This is a genomic window from uncultured Streptococcus sp., assembly GCF_963521865.1.
In the GTDB taxonomy this organism is placed as follows: Bacteria; Bacillota; Bacilli; order Lactobacillales; family Streptococcaceae; genus Streptococcus.
Genome location: NZ_CAUQWY010000035.1, coordinates 1 through 17874 on the forward strand (window position 1 = coordinate 1; position 17874 = coordinate 17874).

The 17874-nt window shown below is 35.7% G+C and carries 20 protein-coding genes and 3 pseudogenes; 11 read left to right on the top strand and 12 right to left on the bottom strand.

The window, feature by feature from the left end; translation table 11 throughout:
• The 6 genes and pseudogenes from RWO85_RS08255 to RWO85_RS08280 all read right to left on the bottom strand — a co-directional run.
• Positions 1 to 179: pseudogene (locus RWO85_RS08255) on the bottom strand (ISL3 family transposase); the annotation flags it as partial.
• Positions 180 to 395: 216 nt separating this feature from the next.
• Positions 396 to 1010, bottom strand: coding sequence for an ATP-binding cassette domain-containing protein (locus RWO85_RS08260; protein ID WP_314415253.1), 615 nt, complete (start codon positions 1008 to 1010; stop codon positions 396 to 398).
• Between the two features lie 2 nt (positions 1011 to 1012).
• On the bottom strand, positions 1013 to 1840 hold the full coding sequence (locus RWO85_RS08265) for a hypothetical protein (RefSeq protein ID WP_314415255.1): 828 nt from the start codon (positions 1838 to 1840) through the stop codon (positions 1013 to 1015).
• 4 nt (positions 1841 to 1844) lie between these two features.
• Complete coding sequence (locus RWO85_RS08270; RefSeq protein WP_314415257.1) at positions 1845 to 2666, bottom strand: beta-carotene 15,15'-monooxygenase; 822 nt, start codon at positions 2664 to 2666, stop codon at positions 1845 to 1847.
• Positions 2667 to 3743, bottom strand: coding sequence for a hypothetical protein (locus tag RWO85_RS08275; protein ID WP_314415259.1), 1077 nt, complete (start codon positions 3741 to 3743; stop codon positions 2667 to 2669).
• A 149-nt stretch (positions 3744 to 3892) separates the two neighbouring features.
• Positions 3893 to 4285, bottom strand: coding sequence for a hypothetical protein (locus tag RWO85_RS08280; RefSeq protein ID WP_314415261.1), 393 nt, complete (start codon positions 4283 to 4285; stop codon positions 3893 to 3895).
• A gap of 284 nt (positions 4286 to 4569) precedes the next feature.
• Here RWO85_RS08280 and RWO85_RS10390 point away from each other — a divergent pair.
• From RWO85_RS10390 to RWO85_RS08300, 5 genes and pseudogenes are all read left to right on the top strand, one after another.
• Positions 4570 to 4689 (top strand): annotated as a pseudogene (locus tag RWO85_RS10390) (DUF3502 domain-containing protein); the annotation flags it as partial.
• Between the two features lie 237 nt (positions 4690 to 4926).
• A complete protein-coding gene (locus RWO85_RS08285) occupies positions 4927 to 5613 on the top strand; it encodes a CPBP family intramembrane glutamic endopeptidase (RefSeq protein WP_314415262.1) in 687 nt (228 codons plus the stop codon).
• A gap of 68 nt (positions 5614 to 5681) precedes the next feature.
• Positions 5682 to 5978 (top strand): bacteriocin immunity protein, encoded by a 297-nt coding sequence (locus RWO85_RS08290; protein ID WP_314415263.1) that lies wholly within the window; start codon positions 5682 to 5684, stop codon positions 5976 to 5978.
• A 131-nt stretch (positions 5979 to 6109) separates the two neighbouring features.
• Entirely contained in the window at positions 6110 to 7096 is a 987-nt protein-coding gene (locus RWO85_RS08295) for a rhodanese-related sulfurtransferase (RefSeq protein WP_314415265.1), read from the top strand.
• A gap of 121 nt (positions 7097 to 7217) precedes the next feature.
• A complete protein-coding gene (locus RWO85_RS08300; protein WP_314415267.1) occupies positions 7218 to 8078 on the top strand; it encodes a DUF4299 family protein in 861 nt (286 codons plus the stop codon).
• Between the two features lie 71 nt (positions 8079 to 8149).
• On the opposite strand, the pseudogene RWO85_RS08305 reads toward RWO85_RS08300, so the two are convergent.
• Positions 8150 to 8431 (bottom strand): annotated as a pseudogene (locus tag RWO85_RS08305) (DUF6574 domain-containing protein); the annotation flags it as partial.
• 135 nt (positions 8432 to 8566) lie between these two features.
• Between RWO85_RS08305 and RWO85_RS08310 the strand changes: the two are divergent.
• The 6 genes from RWO85_RS08310 (at position 8567) to RWO85_RS08335 (ending at position 12299) form a co-directional block, all read left to right on the top strand.
• Complete coding sequence (locus tag RWO85_RS08310) at positions 8567 to 9490, top strand: helix-turn-helix domain-containing protein (RefSeq protein WP_314415269.1); 924 nt, start codon at positions 8567 to 8569, stop codon at positions 9488 to 9490.
• Positions 9491 to 9584: 94 nt separating this feature from the next.
• Positions 9585 to 9806, top strand: coding sequence for a hypothetical protein (locus RWO85_RS08315; RefSeq protein ID WP_314415271.1), 222 nt, complete (start codon positions 9585 to 9587; stop codon positions 9804 to 9806).
• 31 nt (positions 9807 to 9837) lie between these two features.
• Positions 9838 to 10701 carry an ATP-binding cassette domain-containing protein gene (locus tag RWO85_RS08320; protein WP_314415273.1) on the top strand — a complete coding sequence of 288 codons (864 nt, stop codon included), beginning with the start codon at positions 9838 to 9840 and terminating at the stop codon, positions 10699 to 10701.
• Positions 10702 to 10724: 23 nt separating this feature from the next.
• Positions 10725 to 11417: an ABC transporter permease gene (locus RWO85_RS08325; protein ID WP_314415275.1), complete on the top strand. Its 693-nt coding sequence runs from the start codon at positions 10725 to 10727 to the stop codon at positions 11415 to 11417.
• A gap of 8 nt (positions 11418 to 11425) precedes the next feature.
• Positions 11426 to 12007 (top strand): hypothetical protein, encoded by a 582-nt coding sequence (locus tag RWO85_RS08330; RefSeq protein WP_314415276.1) that lies wholly within the window; start codon positions 11426 to 11428, stop codon positions 12005 to 12007.
• Entirely contained in the window at positions 12000 to 12299 is a 300-nt protein-coding gene (locus tag RWO85_RS08335) for a cysteine peptidase family C39 domain-containing protein (RefSeq protein ID WP_314415278.1), read from the top strand. The genes RWO85_RS08330 and RWO85_RS08335 overlap by 8 nt, the downstream gene beginning before the upstream one ends.
• Before the next feature lie 92 nt (positions 12300 to 12391).
• On the opposite strand, the gene RWO85_RS08340 is transcribed toward RWO85_RS08335, so the two are convergent.
• The 5 genes from RWO85_RS08340 to RWO85_RS08360 all read right to left on the bottom strand — a co-directional run.
• The gene (locus RWO85_RS08340) at positions 12392 to 13456 is read right to left on the bottom strand and encodes a DUF6574 domain-containing protein (protein ID WP_314415280.1); all 1065 of its coding nucleotides are present in this window, start codon (positions 13454 to 13456) and stop codon (positions 12392 to 12394) included.
• A 62-nt stretch (positions 13457 to 13518) separates the two neighbouring features.
• Positions 13519 to 14430, bottom strand: a complete 912-nt coding sequence (locus tag RWO85_RS08345; RefSeq protein WP_314415281.1) for a DUF4097 domain-containing protein — start codon at positions 14428 to 14430, stop codon at positions 13519 to 13521.
• Complete coding sequence (locus tag RWO85_RS08350) at positions 14423 to 15016, bottom strand: DUF1700 domain-containing protein (protein ID WP_261025989.1); 594 nt, start codon at positions 15014 to 15016, stop codon at positions 14423 to 14425. The genes RWO85_RS08345 and RWO85_RS08350 overlap by 8 nt, the downstream gene beginning before the upstream one ends.
• Positions 15003 to 15329, bottom strand: coding sequence for a PadR family transcriptional regulator (locus RWO85_RS08355; RefSeq protein ID WP_000273858.1), 327 nt, complete (start codon positions 15327 to 15329; stop codon positions 15003 to 15005). Before RWO85_RS08355 ends, RWO85_RS08350 begins: the two co-directional genes overlap by 14 nt.
• 160 nt (positions 15330 to 15489) lie before the next feature.
• A partial coding sequence (locus RWO85_RS08360; RefSeq protein ID WP_314415283.1) for a DUF2971 domain-containing protein occupies positions 15490 to 17874 on the bottom strand: 2385 nt, incomplete at its 5' end.

The following is a 17874-nucleotide window of genomic DNA, read 5'->3' on the forward strand; positions in this document are numbered from 1 at the left end:
TTAGACGGTTTTTGAAAGTCATATTTCTTCATTTGACTTCTGCAATTAGGACAAGGTGGAGCCTCATAATCCAGTTTAGAGATAATTTCTTTGTGGTTATCCCTATTAACGATATCCATAATTTGGATATTAGGGTCTTTGATATCGAGTAGTTTTGTGATAAAATGTAATTGTTCCATATGATTCTTTCTAATGATGGTTTGGTTGCTTTTCATTATAGATCTTATGGGACTTTTTTTCTACAACAAAATAGGCTCCATAATATCCATAGGGGATTTACCCACTACAAATATTATAGAGCCAAAATAAACCAACTAATATAATTCAGGTATAGTTGGTCTTTTTGTATAAAATTGCTATTTTATGAGGAGTGTTGGCTCTGTAATAAATCATTCTTATCCCAAGTATAGAACTTCATCACAGAGACATTCGATATCTTGCTCTATATGAGAAGCTAGAATAATAAGTTTCCCCTTTTCTTTTAGGTGGAGTAATTTTTCTCGAATTTTTTGAACAGATTGCTTATCAAGTCCGTTCATTGGTTCATCTAAGAGTAATATATCTGGATTTTCCATAAAAGCCTGTGCTAGAGCTAATTTTTGTTTCATTCCTAAAGAGTAGTGTTTTACTTTTTTAGGGGAACTAGGATCGAGTCCTACATCTATCATACTCTGAATGATTTCTTTCTCCCCTATTTTATTTTTGATTAGAGCTAGTTGATGTAAGTTATCAAAACCAGAATAGCCTTCCAAAAATCCTGGAGTCTCAATAATAACACCTACACTTGGTAAGAAGGGAAAATCTATTCCAAGTATGTTTCCATCTAATTCGATTTTTCCTTCAGTTATACCTTCTAATCCCGCTAAACACTTGAGTAAAACTGTTTTTCCTGAACCGTTATATCCAACAATTCCGTATATATTTCCACTGGAAAATTCAAAGGAAAGGTCTTCAAAAATTACATTGTGTTTATAGTTTTTACGAATAGATTTTAAATGTAAGTCTGTCATATCTATTGTCTCCTTATTTTTTTCATAACAACTAGGATTATGGCGAGTAAAAGGTATAAAAGTAGGATACGAGTAATTATTTCTGGTAGGGATAGTAAGCCAGAATGGGCTTCGTATTTAATATAATGAAAGTCTAGCCAAGTTAAAGGAGATAAAAATTTAATCCAGAAACGTGAGGCTTCTGTAATAAATAATTCTACAATGACTAATCCACAGGCTAAGGTATTTCCTAAATTAGAATAATGACTATTGAAAACGAAAATCACTCCCCCAATCAATATGAACATAAGGAATAACAATAAGAATATTTGAAAAAAAGCTCCATAGGGAGAATAATATTGCAGTATAATTGAGCGTAGATGCGTCATGCTATCAACACCTTCCGGAAATGAAATGCGTCCTTGAGCTAGGGAGGGTAGGAGACGTCCCCAATGATTTGAAAGGTGTAGCGTAGGGAGAAAAGTGATTAAAATGCTGATAATTTGGTAAATCGAAGCGATTAAGCTCGCGATAACCAGATAAATAAACTGGGAGAGCATCCACTTTTTCTGTCCGATTTTTAAGATTAACCAAAACTGGAAAGTATTTTTTAAAGGAAGATTGCTAAATAGTAGTATGACAGATAAAATAGAAATTGCAGTGAACCATTGACTCGTGAAGAGAACAGTTACAATGCTGACAGGATAAGTTTCTTTGAAGTGATTAGCTAAATTAGAAAAAGGTAGCATTAAAATCAAAGTATAGAGATGAAAGAAAATTAAGATAGGCAACAATCGTTTGAAGGTGAATTGTTGTTTTAAGAGAATAGTTACCACACGTATAATCTCCATAAGATTACTCCTTATCATAAAAATGCCAATGTTTTTTAAGAGCTAGTCGAATGATTTCTATTGACAAAAGTGCCCATAGAATTAAGAAAATATAAGGATAAAGTAGTGAAAAAATATTTCGAAAGTTTTCGTCACCTACTTTAAAATACTCTAGACCTTCTCGTAAATAATCATCTGTCGTTAAGACGATATGTGGTAGAGTAAAAAATGGGAGAACTCTCTCTAAACCGAATTTTGTGAGGACAAACCAGGTCATGCTTGGAAGAAGATAGACCATTAATATATTAGGGTAAAAAACGGAGAGAACTCCACCTAATAGAGTAAAGAATGCAAAATAGAGTCCAATTAGACTAATGAGAAGGAAGTAGAAAAGGAATATAAATCCTTGATTTAACAACCACTGATTGCTAAAGGTAGATGAATAGTATGAATTAGTAAGGGGAAAATAAAAGGAGAGGAGAACTAAAAAACAGAATCCTAAGGTTAGTCCTACAAAATAAGAACGGAAAATTAACCGTTTGACGAAGGAAGAAGCGTATTGTCGCAGAGACATACGACTAAGTAAAAAAGGAAGTCTATTTTGATGGTAGTCTTGTGAAAAATCTGTTACTACAGTGGAAGCTGCTGTTAAGATATATAATGACATTGCTAGATTTCTAGAGAAGGAGAGCATGAAATAATCAAGGACTGCAAGTGAATTTCCTCCGTCTAGTTTTATTGTTAAATCTGTATAGGACATCATCAATGCAACTACTAAGGAAAAGAGTAATCCAATCCAAATCCTCCAATCTTTTAGCGTATATTTAAAGAGGGGGAGTATTTTCATCTAACTTACCTCTTTCCAGTTTGTGGGATCGATAACTATTTTATCTATACGATCTTTTTCTTTGATTTTAAAGATTAGGAAGGGACGATAGAGATTTCCTCCATAGAGTTCTTTTTCTTGAGTGGGAATAGGTATATACTCGATTGTAAATGACTCAATATAAATTGGACTGTCTAAAATCAAATTTTCGTATTTTTCTTTTAAAACATCTAATCCTTTTTGGACAGAAAGAGTAGCCATTTTATCTATTTTTTGGGTCGGTAAGATAACACCAGCTAAGTCAATTCCTTGAATCCCTGTTTGGGTGATGATAAAGTTTAGGTCAGGACCATGAACAAAATTAATCTCTCCAGATGAACCTAGCTGAGTTTCTCCATCAATAACTCTTTTACCAGAAAGTTTTGGAAAAACAGTAATATAGTACATATCGGTCAGATTGTCTTTGGTTATTTTTGTTCCTTTTAATTCTTTGGCATTTCTTTCGTAGGTCGGGAGATATTCAAGGAGTGTTTCTTTTGAGATAGCGTAGATGAGATAATCATAATCGTCAAATCCTAATTGGAGGGTATTTAGAAATTGCTTAACTTTGTTAACACTGTCTTCTTTTGAAAATGGAAGTTCTTCTTTAAAGTCGGTTATATTTAGATTATTTTCAATAGCATCTAATAGTAGGTTGCGGAAAACATTTGATAGATCTGATATTTGATCAGATGTTAAACGAATCCATGATCCAGTTTTATTGACGGTAATATCTGCCCTAGTCTTTCCTTTTTGGAGTCTGGTTAAAGGATGCTTATCGGCAATAATTTCACTAATTTCACTATCACTTCCCATAAAATTTTGGATAGCTGTTACCAATGTTTCTTTGTCTCCTTTTTTTGAGTCCCAAAAAGGTAATTCTTCTTCATAGGAAGTATCTATCTGGTCTGCGAGATAGATTTGCTCTGTTATCTCTTTATAACCTTCTTTTATGGGAAGATTTTCCTTATTTATCTCAGTTGTTTGCTTTTTGCTATATTGACAAGCTGTTAAAAAGATAAAGGGAAGAATAAGTAGAAATAATAGATATTTTTTCATAGTAAAAAACTCCTTTTAAAAAAGGAGCAGAGGCATGATACTTTTAAGATGCTGCCTCCACTCTTAGAAGGGGGGGTTAGGCTAGCGAGCGCTCAAATGATTTAACTAGCGAATAACCCAATGTTTGCTACTTTTTGTTTTGAGACGAATTAAGGGTCAAAACGTCCTGTGATATTTGAGTCGAGCCAACCATATTTAGAGGCGTTGAGATAATAATAGCGTCCAATTGTCCCATAACCGTCATTATAGTGAAGATTATAGCGACCATTTGAATCAGCTATTTTCATCTCAGTTGCAGGTTCATCCTCAGCATCAGTCCAAGCGCGAATTCTGACCTTTTTTCCCCAACCAAGACCATCTGTGATATTAGCAACAGCAGGGGAGCCGTCTGTTTTTTCAGTTTTTCGGCTACTAACGGAATAGTCTTCGCGTGTAACATGAAGATCAAAATACACCATCTTAGCAGAAACAGTCTGACTAGCTAAGGGGAGTAAGCAAGCGACTCCCAGTCCTAATGCGGTGCATTTTTTTAAATTTGTCATCACAATACTTCTTTTATATTTTAGTGAAATCGATTTCATTTATATTATACCCATTTATCTTTATAATGTCAACTATAAAATAAATTAATAGGTTTACATATGATTTAAATGCGATAATGTCATTACAAAATAAGTTATTAGATTTTCATATCTCATAAAATATGGTTTAATTATTATATTGAATTAGATTTAGAATAGTACAACACCTCTTCTAAAATATTGTTATAAATTGATTTGGATTCCAAAATTAAATCGTTCGATTTTTATTTCATTTTATTATATTTGACCCAGACAAAGCTATTCCAGAATTGATGGAAAAATTGAAATCTGAAGGTGCCTACGATAAAGTATTGAACGAAATGCAAAAACAATACGATGAATTCTTGAAAAACAAAAAATCATAAGATTCATTGATTTCGTGTATTCATTCCTAATTCCTAAAAATGTGATCACTGCCTTCCTTAGTTCTCTAGGGGAGGTAGTGATTTTTTGAAATCAGTACATGTATATCTATGTTTCAGATTTTTACTCTTAAACAATTCAGGAAATCTCAAGCACCATTTAGGATTTAGAGTAAGGATTTGGGGGAATATGGCTTATATTAGAGAAGAGATGTCTTGAGTTTACAAAGGAGAGTTCAAATGAAAAAGTATCAGATTCTATTCAAAATAAGTGCTGTCCTCTCTTACCTATTTTTCGTATTTGGCCTTTCTCAGCTAACGCTTATCGTCCAAAATTATTGGCAATTTTCTTCCCAGATTGGCAATTTCGTCTGGATTCAAAATCTCTTGAGTTTGCTATTTAGCGGAGTCATGATTTGGATTCTGGTTAAGACAGGTCATGGTTATCTCTTTCACATTCCAAGAAAAAAATGGCTTTGGTATTCAATTTTGACAGTATTAGTGGTAGTGCTCCAGATCTCTTTTAACGTTCAGACAGCTAAACATGTTCAGTCAACTGCTGAAGGTTGGGCTGTATTGATAGGTTATAGTGGGACCAACTTTGCTGAGCTAGGTATCTATATAACTTTGTTCTTTCTGACTCCACTTATGGAAGAGCTAATCTATAGAGGATTACTGCAACACGCCTTTTTTAAGCATTCGAGATTTGGCCTTGATTTGCTTCTTCCGTCAATTTTATTTGCTCTTCCTCATTTTTCAAGCCTGCCTAGTTTGTTAGATATCTTCGTCTTTGCAACATCTGGCATCATCTTTGCTAGTTTGACCCGCTATACCAAGAGCATTTATCCTTCCTATGCGGTGCATGTGATCAATAATATTTTCGCAACATTACCATTTTTGCTGACTTTTTTACATAGGGTGTGGTAAAATACTGGCACGAGCGTTAGGAATGATAGTTTTTCAATTTACAAACGAATTTCAGGAGGTAAATGAGTATGACACCATTAAAATGGTTTGCTGGAGGAAGCGAAAGACGTTGTGAAACCATGACGATCATTGATCATCTACTAGAAGATATAAAGAATACGCCTCAACTGACTCCCTTGAAAAATCAGTTAGTGAGTTATAAAAGACGATTAGAGGACGATGGGACCTCTACCCCATTTATCCTGAGCCAAATGAACGTTGACATCTCACGTGTGTTGATTGACAATAAGCTGACTTTGTCAAAAAGTCAATCCGAGCAGATAAAGAAATTAAGAGAATTATCTGCTATTCGCTATGGTTACTGATGAAGTGCAGGGATAAGCACCTTTCTACAATTTCCAGTCAAATAAATTGCATTCGTTTTCTTAAGCAGGTATACTGGTATAGTCAGATGAAAAATTCTGAAAATTTAAGAATAGAAAAGAGAACAAATCTTATGGCAAAAGATATTCGTGTCTTACTTTACTACCTTTATACTCCAATTGAAAATGCAGAGCAATTTGCTGCAGACCACTTGGCTTTCTGTAAATCAATCGGTCTTAAAGGCCGTATCCTAGTCGCTGACGAGGGAATTAACGGAACAGTTTCAGGTGACTACGAAACAACTCAAAAATACATGGACTACGTTCATAGCCTCCCAGGAATGGAAGACCTCTGGTTCAAGATTGACGAAGAAAATGAACAAGCCTTCAAGAAGATGTTCGTTCGCTACAAGAAAGAAATTGTCCACCTTGGTTTGGAAGACAACGACTTTGACAACGACATCAACCCACTTGAAACAACAGGTGCCTACTTGTCTCCAAAAGAGTTCAAAGAAGCCCTTCTTGATGAAGATACAGTTGTCCTTGACACACGTAATGATTATGAGTATGATCTAGGACATTTCCGTGGAGCTATCCGCCCAGACATCCGCAACTTCCGTGAGTTGCCACAGTGGGTTCGTGATAACAAAGAAAAATTCATGGACAAGCGCGTCGTGGTTTACTGTACAGGTGGCGTTCGCTGTGAGAAATTCTCAGGCTGGATGGTCCGTGAAGGCTACAAAGATGTCGGCCAATTGCACGGAGGAATCGCAACTTACGGTAAAGACCCAGAAGTACAAGGTGAGCTTTGGGATGGGAAAATGTACGTCTTTGACGAGCGTATCGCCGTAGATGTCAACCATGTCAACCCAACCATCGTAGGGAAAGACTGGTTTGATGGAACACCATGTGAACGTTATGTCAACTGTGGAAATCCATTCTGTAACCGTCGTATCTTGACATCAGAAGCAAATGAAGACAAGTACCTTCGTGGATGCTCACACGAGTGCCGTGTTCACCCACGTAACCGCTATGTTTCAGAAAATGAATTGACACAAGCAGAAGTTGTCGAGCGCCTAGCCGCTATCGGTGAAAGCTTGGATCAAGCAGCTACTGTATAAGATTAAACAGTCCTCAGGGGCTGTTTTTCTATGCTTTTTACTCAAAAATCTAAAGTTTGTTTCTGTATCTTTCAGAAAAATAGGGTATACTATGTGTAAACGATTTCAAAGGAGTCCAGTTATGACGAAAACATTTTTTATTCCAAATAAACAGAGCATTTTAGGAGAACAGGAAATTTTGACTGCCAAGTCTATCTTGGCCTTGGTAGATGGCTTGGAGTCACATAGCTATGATGCAGTCTATCTGCGTCAGCCTCTTAATCGTCTTGAGTATATCGAGTGTTCGATAGTGGGGCAATCGCAATTTCTCTTTAAAGTTAGCTATGCTGATGGTCGAAAGGCATATCGTGTCGATCTTCCTGACCTACTAACGAAGACGGACTGGCGGATTATCAAGTCATTTTTAGATGCTCTGCTTACTTATGCAGGAACTGAGATTGAAGGACTAGATGGTTTTGACTTTGAAGCTTATTTCCAAGCAGGTATTCAAGCCTATCTGGGAGACACCGCAGCTCGTTTTACGATTTGCCAAGGAATTTTTAATCCTGTTTTCTTTAGTCATGAGGACTTGAAAAGCTTTTTAGAGGCAGATGGCTTGGCTCAGTTTGAAGCGCGTGTACGTGCGGTTCAAGAGACCGATGCTTACTTTGCAAGAGTTTCCTTCTATCAAGATGGAGAAGATCAAGTGCACGGTGTTTACCATCTGGCTCAGGGAGTCAAGCCTGTTTTACCGAGAGAACCATTTGTACCTGCAGCCTATATGGAGCAATTGGTGGATAAGGAAGTCCAGTGGGAAATTGACTTGGTTCAAATCACAGGAGATGGCTCTAAACCAGAAGACTATGAAGCTATCGCTCGCTTGAACTATGCAAAATTCCTAGAGTCACTACCATCAGCATCTTACCACCAACTAGATGCCAATCAATTAGAAGTGCAACCCATCTTAGACAAAGATTTTAAAGCATTAGCACAAAAAAAGTAAAGCAGAAGCAGGTCAATCGACTTGCTTTTTTGACATAGAAAAAATCCTGCCATGGAAGACAGGATTAAAGTTTAAAGAAAGGCTAAGATACGGAGATAATCTCCAATCAGTGCGACTTCAGCTACAAAGAAGAGGAGGATAATGACTCCGTTCACAAGGACAGACAAGAATAATTGATAGAAGGAGTCGGTTTCACTTGATTGACTTGGTCTTGTAATGATATGGAGACTGGCAAGCAGAATGATTCCAATGCTAATCACACACAAGAGGGCTGTAAATCGTAGGCTGTCAAAGAAGGCAAAGAAACTAGCAATAGCAGTGAGGAAGATTGGAATTGCCAAGGTGTAGTAATAGTTGAACTGAAATTTATGATATAACGCAAAGATAGTTATATATATTTCAAATATTGCTTATCTCCATAGAAAATAGTAAAATATATACAGGGAATTTATTTTTTATATGGAAATAGTTGTCAGGAGAGTAAATAAATGGATATCAAGAAGGAAGTAGGTAAAAGAATCCGAATGTTGCGAGAGATGAAACATATCACTCGTGAAACTCTTTGTGATGATGAAACTGAGATAACGGTGCGCCAATTAGCACGGATTGAATCAGGCCAGTCTTCCCCGAGTTTATCCAAGGTAGAGTATATAGCTTACAAACTAGGCTGTTCAATTTCACATATAGTAGATATGGATCATATGATTTTACCCTCCGAGTACTTGATATTAAAGGATAAACTCATTAAGTTTCAAACTTATGGAGATGATGATAGAATCCAAGTTAAGGAAGAGTTGTTTGAAAGAGTTTACGAACACTATTATGACAGTCTACCTGAGGATGAGCAGATTGCAGTTAGTGCCTTACAAGCTAGTTTTGATGTCTTTGTAAGTGAAGATGCAGGTTTTGGCGATGCTTTGCTGGATGAATATTTTGAACAAGTAAAGATAAGGAAAAACTATTCGGTGAATGATTTGCTTCTGATAAAATTGTACTTTGTTTCGTGTTTAGCAAGACCGATTGGGTATCATCATGAACTATTTTGGATGCTTTCTAAAAAACTTATAAGAGAAACAAATTCATCCGATTTAGAGACAGCTTATATGTTAAAGAGAACAGTGCTTGATTCTTTAGCTGTTCAATGGATGGAAAAATCTTACTCCACTTTTGAGCCTTATGTTAAGGCGATGAACAGGCTGATGATTTTATCGCAGGATTTTCAAAACAAGCCAATTGTTGATATGCTTGAAGCTATGTGTACCTTATTTCATAAACAGGATAAGGAAAAAGCCATCCGCTTATACGATAGAGCTATTATTTGTGCTCAAGCATTTGGAGACCAAGTATTAGAAGCGCGTATATTGGGAGAAAAAGAAAAAGATTTAAAAACTTTTGAGGAAATGGAGAGCTAACATGACATTTTTGTCATGTTTTTTTATTTTTGAAAGCGCTAAACTAGAGATGCAATGAAAAGTCAAGAGAGTTATTTGGGTTAGGAGGGAAGAGATGGGGAATCTTAGTATCTTACTAGAGACTTTTACACAAACTCGCCACAGTCTGATAGTTCGAAATAACACGACTTCGCAAAAGTTGGTAGAGATAGCATTAAATAACGAAATCTTTCGCCTAGCAATTTTAGATGCAGGTGAAGAGCGAATTGTAATTCTGCCTGAGGAAATTACAGATGTTAAGAATTTTGGGATTTCAGAGGTGGAGGAAAATTCATGAAAGCAAAGGATACAATGAACGGAGAGAAACTATGAATCGTGTGATTTTAAGTCTTAAAAATATTGATAAAACATATGGGAAAGAACAGGTTCTACATAATATTTCCTTTGATATTGAGCAAGGGGAAATATGTGGTCTTATCGGAGAGAATGGTGCTGGAAAGACAACCTTAATGAGAATTCTCCTAGGACTCATTCGAGCTGATAAGGGAGAAATCAAGAGTGTTTCTCAGCATAAGATTGGCAGTATTATCGAATCACCTGCTCTCTATCCAAACTTGACTGGACGTCAACACCTGCAATATTATAAAACAAGATTTGGTTTAAAGACAGATACCATAAAAATGTTGGAATTGGTTCGCCTACCCCAAACATCATGGGACAGAAAAGTAAAAAACTATTCTCTTGGAATGAAGCAAAGATTATCGATAGCAATTGCCCTTTTGGATAATCCAGAGCTTATTATCTTAGATGAACCAGTGAATGGTTTAGATCCTCAAGGGATTTCAGATTTAAGAAAAATGATTTTGAATTTAAGGGATCAGTTGGGAGTTACCTTTTTGATTTCAAGCCATATCCTATCGGAGTTGGAGTTTATAACAGATAAGTATATCATTATGAAAAAGGGGAAAATTCTAAATGTGATGAGTTCAAAAGAGTTAGCAAATGATTTGTCGGAAAAGCTCTTTCTTAAGACGAGTGCTAATCAGATTCTAAAAATGTTTTTAAAAGAAGAGGGCATTGTTCATTTTGAGCAGGAGGACTATCTGGTTGTGCCAGAAAAGGAAAAATTAATGGTTATCTTGGAATATAGTGTTGCTTCAAATCTAGTGATACAGGATATTTATATTAAGAAGGAACGCTTTGAGGACTACTATTTGAGTAATATTATCTGATGATTTAAGAAAGGAGGAGAATCATGAGTTCTCTTAAAGCAGATATGTATAAATTTTACTGGGAAAAAAGAGGAGTACTTCCTAGTTTGTTGATAGGATTATTGATTTTGTTATTCTCCTTATTTTTTAAGTCATCGAATGAAGATGAACCAGCATTTCGAGTATTGATTTCAAATGTGAGTGGTTTTATTCCTTTACTTTTTATCTCTACTAATTTATTTTTCTGGGGGGAAGATTATAGTTTCCGTACGATTAACATTCTCCTTACAAAAGAAAAACAACGATGGAAGTTATTTTTATATAAAACTTTGGGAACCTTTTGTTTGTCTTTCCTATATGTAACTATTTTTTATAGTTTAACAGCTCTTGTTTATTTGGAAGGGGACATGGTGTTGATTGTTTCGACATTTTTACATCAACTACCATACTATTTGGTCATTATCAGTATCTCATTATTAATTTTTCAAATATTTGATAAGGTTTATGAATCATGTATGATTTATACACTCTATATTTTACTATTTGATAACCTATTGGTTTATGTTCTTCCAAACTCTGGTGAGAGTGTGAGAGACTATTTACTTATGACTTTAAATTTGAAAGCTTCCCCTGGAGTAAGTCAAATTACCCTTACAAACGTATGCTATCCTATAGTGGTGAGTATAGGAGTACTTGTGCTTGCGTTTGTTGTATTCAGTAAAAAAGAATTTAAGTAGGAGTACTAATGATGAAAAAAATAGGAATTGTAATTGGGCTGTTGTTACTAGTTGTAGTGGCTGGAATTTTATTAACCTTAAAACGAGGAGAGACGACAATCAGTGTAAAACAATCGTGGGCTCTTTCTTCTAAAAGTATTAAAACGTTAGAGTTTTATGGTTCAAAGCAAGCAATTGATGTTAAAGTTGTCAAGAGTGAATCAGATGAAACAAGTGTTCAAATAGAAGGAAAAGTTTCCGAAGAATCAGTGAATAACATAACTAAAAACGTTAAAATGAGTTCAGATAGTCTATATCTACCATTTTCACAACATGGCTTTAATTTGGCTTTGAGTTCACAAGGGAAAGATAAGTTATATGTAACCATTTCCTTAGGGAAAAATGCGACTTTCGAAAAAATATTTATAGATACTCTTGTTGGTGATGTATCTATTACAGTTCCTAAAGACTTTGATGGAATCTATACTTTACATACAAATAATACAGGAGAAGTTTTAAGGGTTCCTACGACAAATCAAACTTCGAATAGCGTCATTGAAGTTGATGGTTATAGTAAGATAAGTGTTGAAAAAGGAGAAAATAATGGTTAGTCACTATAAACAAGCGACTTTGCTGGATTGTGGAATGGCTTGTGTAAAGACAATCATTTCTTACTATTTCCCAAAATTAGAACATTTAGATAGTCTACAATTTGATAACAATAACCACCAAGGACTGTCTTTATTTGATATAGAAGATATACTAAAAAGCTATGGTATTGATGCGGATTCTTATCAAATTGAGACTCCTAGTTTGTTAAATATTTGGAATAACGAACTTCATAGCAACGTTATCATACTACTAAACTATAGAAATACAACCCATCTTAGACAAAGATTTTAAAGCATTAGCACAAGAAAAGTAAATCAGAAGCAGGTCAATCGACTTGCTTTTTGGCATAGAAAAAATCCTGCCATGGAAGACAGGATTGAAGTTTAAAGAAAGGCCAAGATACGAAGATAATCTCCAATCAGTGCCACTTCAGCTACAAAGAAGAGGAGGATAATGACTCCGTTCACAAGGACAGACAAGAATAATTGATAGAAGGAGTCGGTTTCACTTGATTGACTTGGTCTTGTAATGATATGGAGACTGGCAAGCAGAATGATTCCAATGCTAATCACACACAAGAGGGCTGTAAATCGTAGGCTGTCAAAGAAGGCAAAGAAACTAGCAATAGCAGTGAGGAAGATTGGAATTGCCAAGAGTTGACTATATTGTTGGAGAACCTTTTCTAGCGTCCAGTCCTTTTCTTGGTAGATAAATCGTCTCACGACGAAACTACCCAAGAGGAATGAAAAGAAGAAGAGTGTTGTTGCTACTAGGATAGAGATAATCGAAAAGAGATTCAATGAAGCAAATTGTTCAGGGAAGTGATTATGCATAGTTGCTATATGTCCATAGTAAGCATGTTTGATGTGGTAGATACTAAAGAAAAAGGAAGACGCAGAAAACAGAATGAGTAAGAGAAAGGCTGTGTAACTGTGTGTGCTACTTGTTTCAAGTTTGCTTGTAGGAGATTTGAGAGCTGCCACTAGCCAAGACCAAAAATCAAGTACTTGCTCTTTCCATCTATCTGTAGATTTTGGAGCTTGGTCGGGGATATAGGGACTTTCTAAGGATTGACTGATAAGAAGGGGCTCTTTCGTGATTGTTTTTTGCTGAGGAAGTGCTTCTTGGATTTCTTCAGCTATAGTGACTTTTTCTGTTTCTTTAGAAAGGTCTTGCTCTTCTTCAGTAGAATCTAATGCTTTCTTTTCTTCTATTTCTGTTCTCACTTCACTGTCTTCAGGCGTATCAATTTTCTCTTCTTGCTGGCTTTCCAGTTCGACTTCAGCTTGAGAGACTTCCTCCTCTACTTGAGTATTTTTTTCAATTGGTGTATCGAGATCGACTATCGTTTCTTCAGCCTTGTCTCTAACATCTTTGGGTTGTTCATCAGGCTTGTTCTTGCTTGTTGTTTTTACAAAATCATTACTTTCAAACCATTCTTGTTTCATGGTAGGACCTCCTTTTTAGTTAGATAAATATGCTTCCATAGTAGCAGATGTAAGCGCTTTTGTCAACGTCTGTTTGGTATGGAAATTAGCTCAATATCATTATCAGCTCTAGCAATGAGTTGATCCTTGACATCGGTTTTTTCAGTTTTGTAAGGGTTGCTTAATTCCGTGCCTCTTGATTCAGGCTTTTCTCTTGTGAATTGGTGGATAGAACCATAGTTACTTGAGATGTCCCAGTTAATTCGTTGGTTCTCTTTCTGGTCTAGGATGATTCTGAGATACTTTTTGGCAGTCAGTTCAACCTTACCATGGACTTGGATATTTTCAGCGTGGAAGTGCTTCTCTGTTGACTCTAGCTGACTATCTGTAAGGTCTGTATCAAAGATATTGACGATATTAGGGGTTATGAGTTTACTATTTTTGATACGACTTCCTTCAATTCGGAGAATATAGCTGTTTGTATTGAGGGTCGCATTTTCAAGGCTAGCATTAGTGATACTGGTTTGTCTGCGATTGGCTGAGATGTTGATTCCTTTTAGATTTCTCCCTTTTGGTAGTCGGAGGATAACTTCATCAAAACGACTAGAGTAGCTACTTGCGATATGGAGAATCCCGCCGATTCCAGAAGAGAGAAATGGAGTTTCAGACAGTTTCTTATCAGTGAGGCTTAGAGTTTTGTCGTTTTGATTTGTGACAAGATCATGGTTAGCAGAAATAGATGGATGATAAGAAATGTGGATTTGATCATCCAAAGAGTCTGTGATGGTCAGCGCGTGTTGGTGGAGCGTAATCTCTAGGTTTTCGACTTCCTTGCCAAAGGACAGTTCTTCCATCCGACTATCATAGACAGGTTCCTTAGACATGGCAAGTAGGCTCTTGATTCCGTCAGATTGGATACCTACAAAGAGCAGGATAAAGCCGATAACGGTAGTCACCACACCAAAAATGAGAAATCCTTTTGTCCACTTACGCATGCTGGTCACCTCTCTTTCCTTTTTTGAGAACAAATTGCACCAGGCGAACAATGAGTAGGCCGAAGAAGCGGGCTACATAGGAAATACCTAGTAAGACTAGTGAAGAAGCACCGATAGCCAGTAAACCAGAACCAAAAATCAAGATAAAGGCTGATTTAGCTTGGGCTAAGACAGTGAAACTTTCAACTAAAAATAGGAATCCACCGATGATACCAAGTATGGAAACTACAAAGAAAGCCAAGATGACGCTCGAAGCGGCCACAAGGATTGCGAAAAGAGCCAAGAGAATGGCGATTCCTAAAGGAATACCGATGGGTGCTGCAAGTAGGGCTAACAAGGCGATATGCAAAATTTGTCGGTTATTCTTTTGAGCAGGTGCTTCATTGATTTTTTTATCGAGAAGATTTGATAGAACTTCGTGGGCTGCTTCCTTAGGAGTTCCCAAGCTAGCGATGAGTTCTTCCTCTCCTTCGACTCCAGCATCGTCAAAGAGTTCCCTGAAATAGTCCATGGCTTCAATTTGGTCAGCCTGAGGCAGTTTTTTGAGATAGAGTTCTAGCTGAGTCAGATATTCAGTTCTTGTCATGGCGGATACTCCCTTCTATGATGCCATTAATGGTGTCTGTATAGAGTGCCCATTCATCTTTTAGGGTCACGAGCTGCTCTATACCACCATTTGTCAAGGAGTAGTATTTGCGCATGCGACCTTGGAACTCTCTAGAATAAGTTGTCAGAAAGCTATTGCCTTCCAATTTTTTGAGAATGGGATAGAGTGTGGATTCTTTGATATTAGCGATCAGCTTAATGGTTTGGCTAATCTCATAACCATAAGAATCATCCTGCTCCAGTACGGCCAAGATGAGAAATTCAATCAAGGCAGAGGATGTTGGAAAGTACATGGGGAACCTCCTTTTCTAATGTGTAAGATTTTTATATATAATTTTTCTACACATACATTGTACATCTAAAAGAAAGCCCTGTCAAGAGAAATGTGTAAAATTTTTATATATAAAAAACTTCTAGCCAAAACTAGAAGTTTAGAGGATTTTGGGGAGATTTTTATCTAAATTTTATCGTAGATTTTTTATACTTAATATCCTTATCCAAAAGTTTCAATAAAGGAGTCACGTATTCAGGATTCGGAAACTTGGGACCAAAAATGACTTCACCGATTTGAACATTTTCTTCTCGCTCAAGATAAAGTTTACCGAATTCAGGAGAATAATCAATTTTTATTTTGTCGTTATCAGAATTTAAGTTAGCATATTGTAAAATACGTAATTCTTCTTCATACTTGTAATCAACCGATTTGAATAGGTAGCGGATTTCTTCAATACAGTCAGCGATAGCTTTTTTATAGAACGGGTCCCCAGAATTTTTATAATCCCTTAATTCTGATTTTAAATCTACCAACAATCCTTTTAGTCGCGTTACTTCTTCACTAGTGAATAGTTCAGTTTTTTCTATGTCGAATTGATCATCGGAGTAATGAACGTAAGCTACGCGATATAAATAATCCTGATTAGTATTCGGTGTAGAATATTTGTCTTCAGAATTTTGAGTATTATCATTGTCTCTAGTCGTCATCTCTTTGTTGGATTCATTTGAAGAGATATCGTTTGAAATTTCAACGCTTGAATTCATTTTGTGATTGATTTGTTTATCTGAGTTTTTTTGATACCAAGGAAGGTCACTGAGTGAATGATAATGAGCAAAATCATTCTCATTTAGTACAATACAGACTCCCTCTGCGTTATTTCCGTATTGCGACCACATGGCTAGATCATCTGTTTTGCTAGTGAAACTCATTAAAAACCAAGAACTAGGATCCAAAGGATTACGTTTTTCTAATTTTAAAATGTTTTCTAGAATTTCCCCTTCTTCAGGATCGTTCATATAGTTAGCGTTATTTAGGCGTGTCTTTCCTGAGATGGAGAATGGAGCTTTATCCTCTTTTCCTAATATGCTTTGGAGCGCTTTTCCTGAGGTATAGTGACCAAATTTTAGTTTTCTATTTTTGTCTTCAGTCTTTAATCCAAGTTCATACTTGATTTGTTGGACAAGCGAATAAATTTTAATTAACTGATTGATTCTTTCTGAGTTTTCCTTGTAATGCTCTATCCAGGATTTTAAAATATCATATTTTGTATCGGAGATGATACCGATTTTTAAGGTGCGAATAAGCAAATTTTTCTCTTTTTCATCTTTCCCTTCTTCAATAGATGAATCAAAACAAAGTTTATCCAGAGCTTTTACGATATTAGTAGTGGAAATCTGAACTTGATCTTGCTTAAATTGTTTTTCGTTTTCGAGTATTTCGATGAGCATATTTAAAATTTTAATACTCTGAATAGACTCTAAGGACTGACAGATATCGTTTACGAGATTTGATTGGTCTATTTGATTATTTTTTACCAAATCCATCCGAGCTGTAAGATATTGAACAGTAATTTCTTCAGATTGTACGAATCTATCGTGTAGTCTTTTTAGTTTATCTATAATTTCAAGTTTTTCCCCTTCATTTTGTTGTTTAGTGATAATTTCGGCAAGAGCTTCAGAGTAGCATAAAGTGATCTCTTCATTTTTTTCAAAATTATAAGCTAATTTCTTTAGTTTAGAAACCGTATCATTCAATTTATCTAAGTTGGTTTGTTTCAGTGATAAATTGAATAAAGCCATAGCATATTGTAACGCAATGTCTTCAGACTGATTGAACTGCTCAAAAATTTCTTTGAGTAAATTAGTGGTATTCTTTCTCTCTTCTACATTTATTTGTTTAGCTGACAAATTGACTAAAGCCATAGCATATTGTAACGCAATGTCTTCAGACTGTTTAAACTGCTCAAAAATTTGTTTGACTGAATTAGCGGTATTCCCTCTCTCTTCTACATTTACTTGTTCAACTGAAAAATTGACTAAAGCCATAGCATATCGTAACGCAATGTCTTCAGACTGTTTAAACTGCTCAAAAATTTGTTTGACTGAATTAGCGGTATTCCCTCTCTCTTCTACATTTACTTGTTCAACTGAAAAATTGACTAAAGCCATAGCATATCGTAACGCAATGTCTTCAGACTGATTGAACTGTTCAAAAATTTGTTTGACTGAATGAATAGTATTGCCCAGTTCTTCTACGTTTACTTGTTCAGCTGACAAATTGACTAAAGCCAGAGCATATCGTAACGCAATCTTTTCAGAATTTTGGAACTTTAAGGTTAAAGCTTCTATTTCTGATATGGATTCCTTACGTTCTTTGATATCATTTTGTCTATTTGAAAGATTGTATAAAGCCATAGCATAGTGTAGCGCAATGTCTTCAGATTGATTGAACTGCTCAAAAATTTCTTTGAGTAAATTAGTGGTATTCTTTCTCTCTTCTACATTTACTTGTTCAACTGACAAATTGACTAAAGTCTTAGCATATTGTAATGCAATATCTTCAGA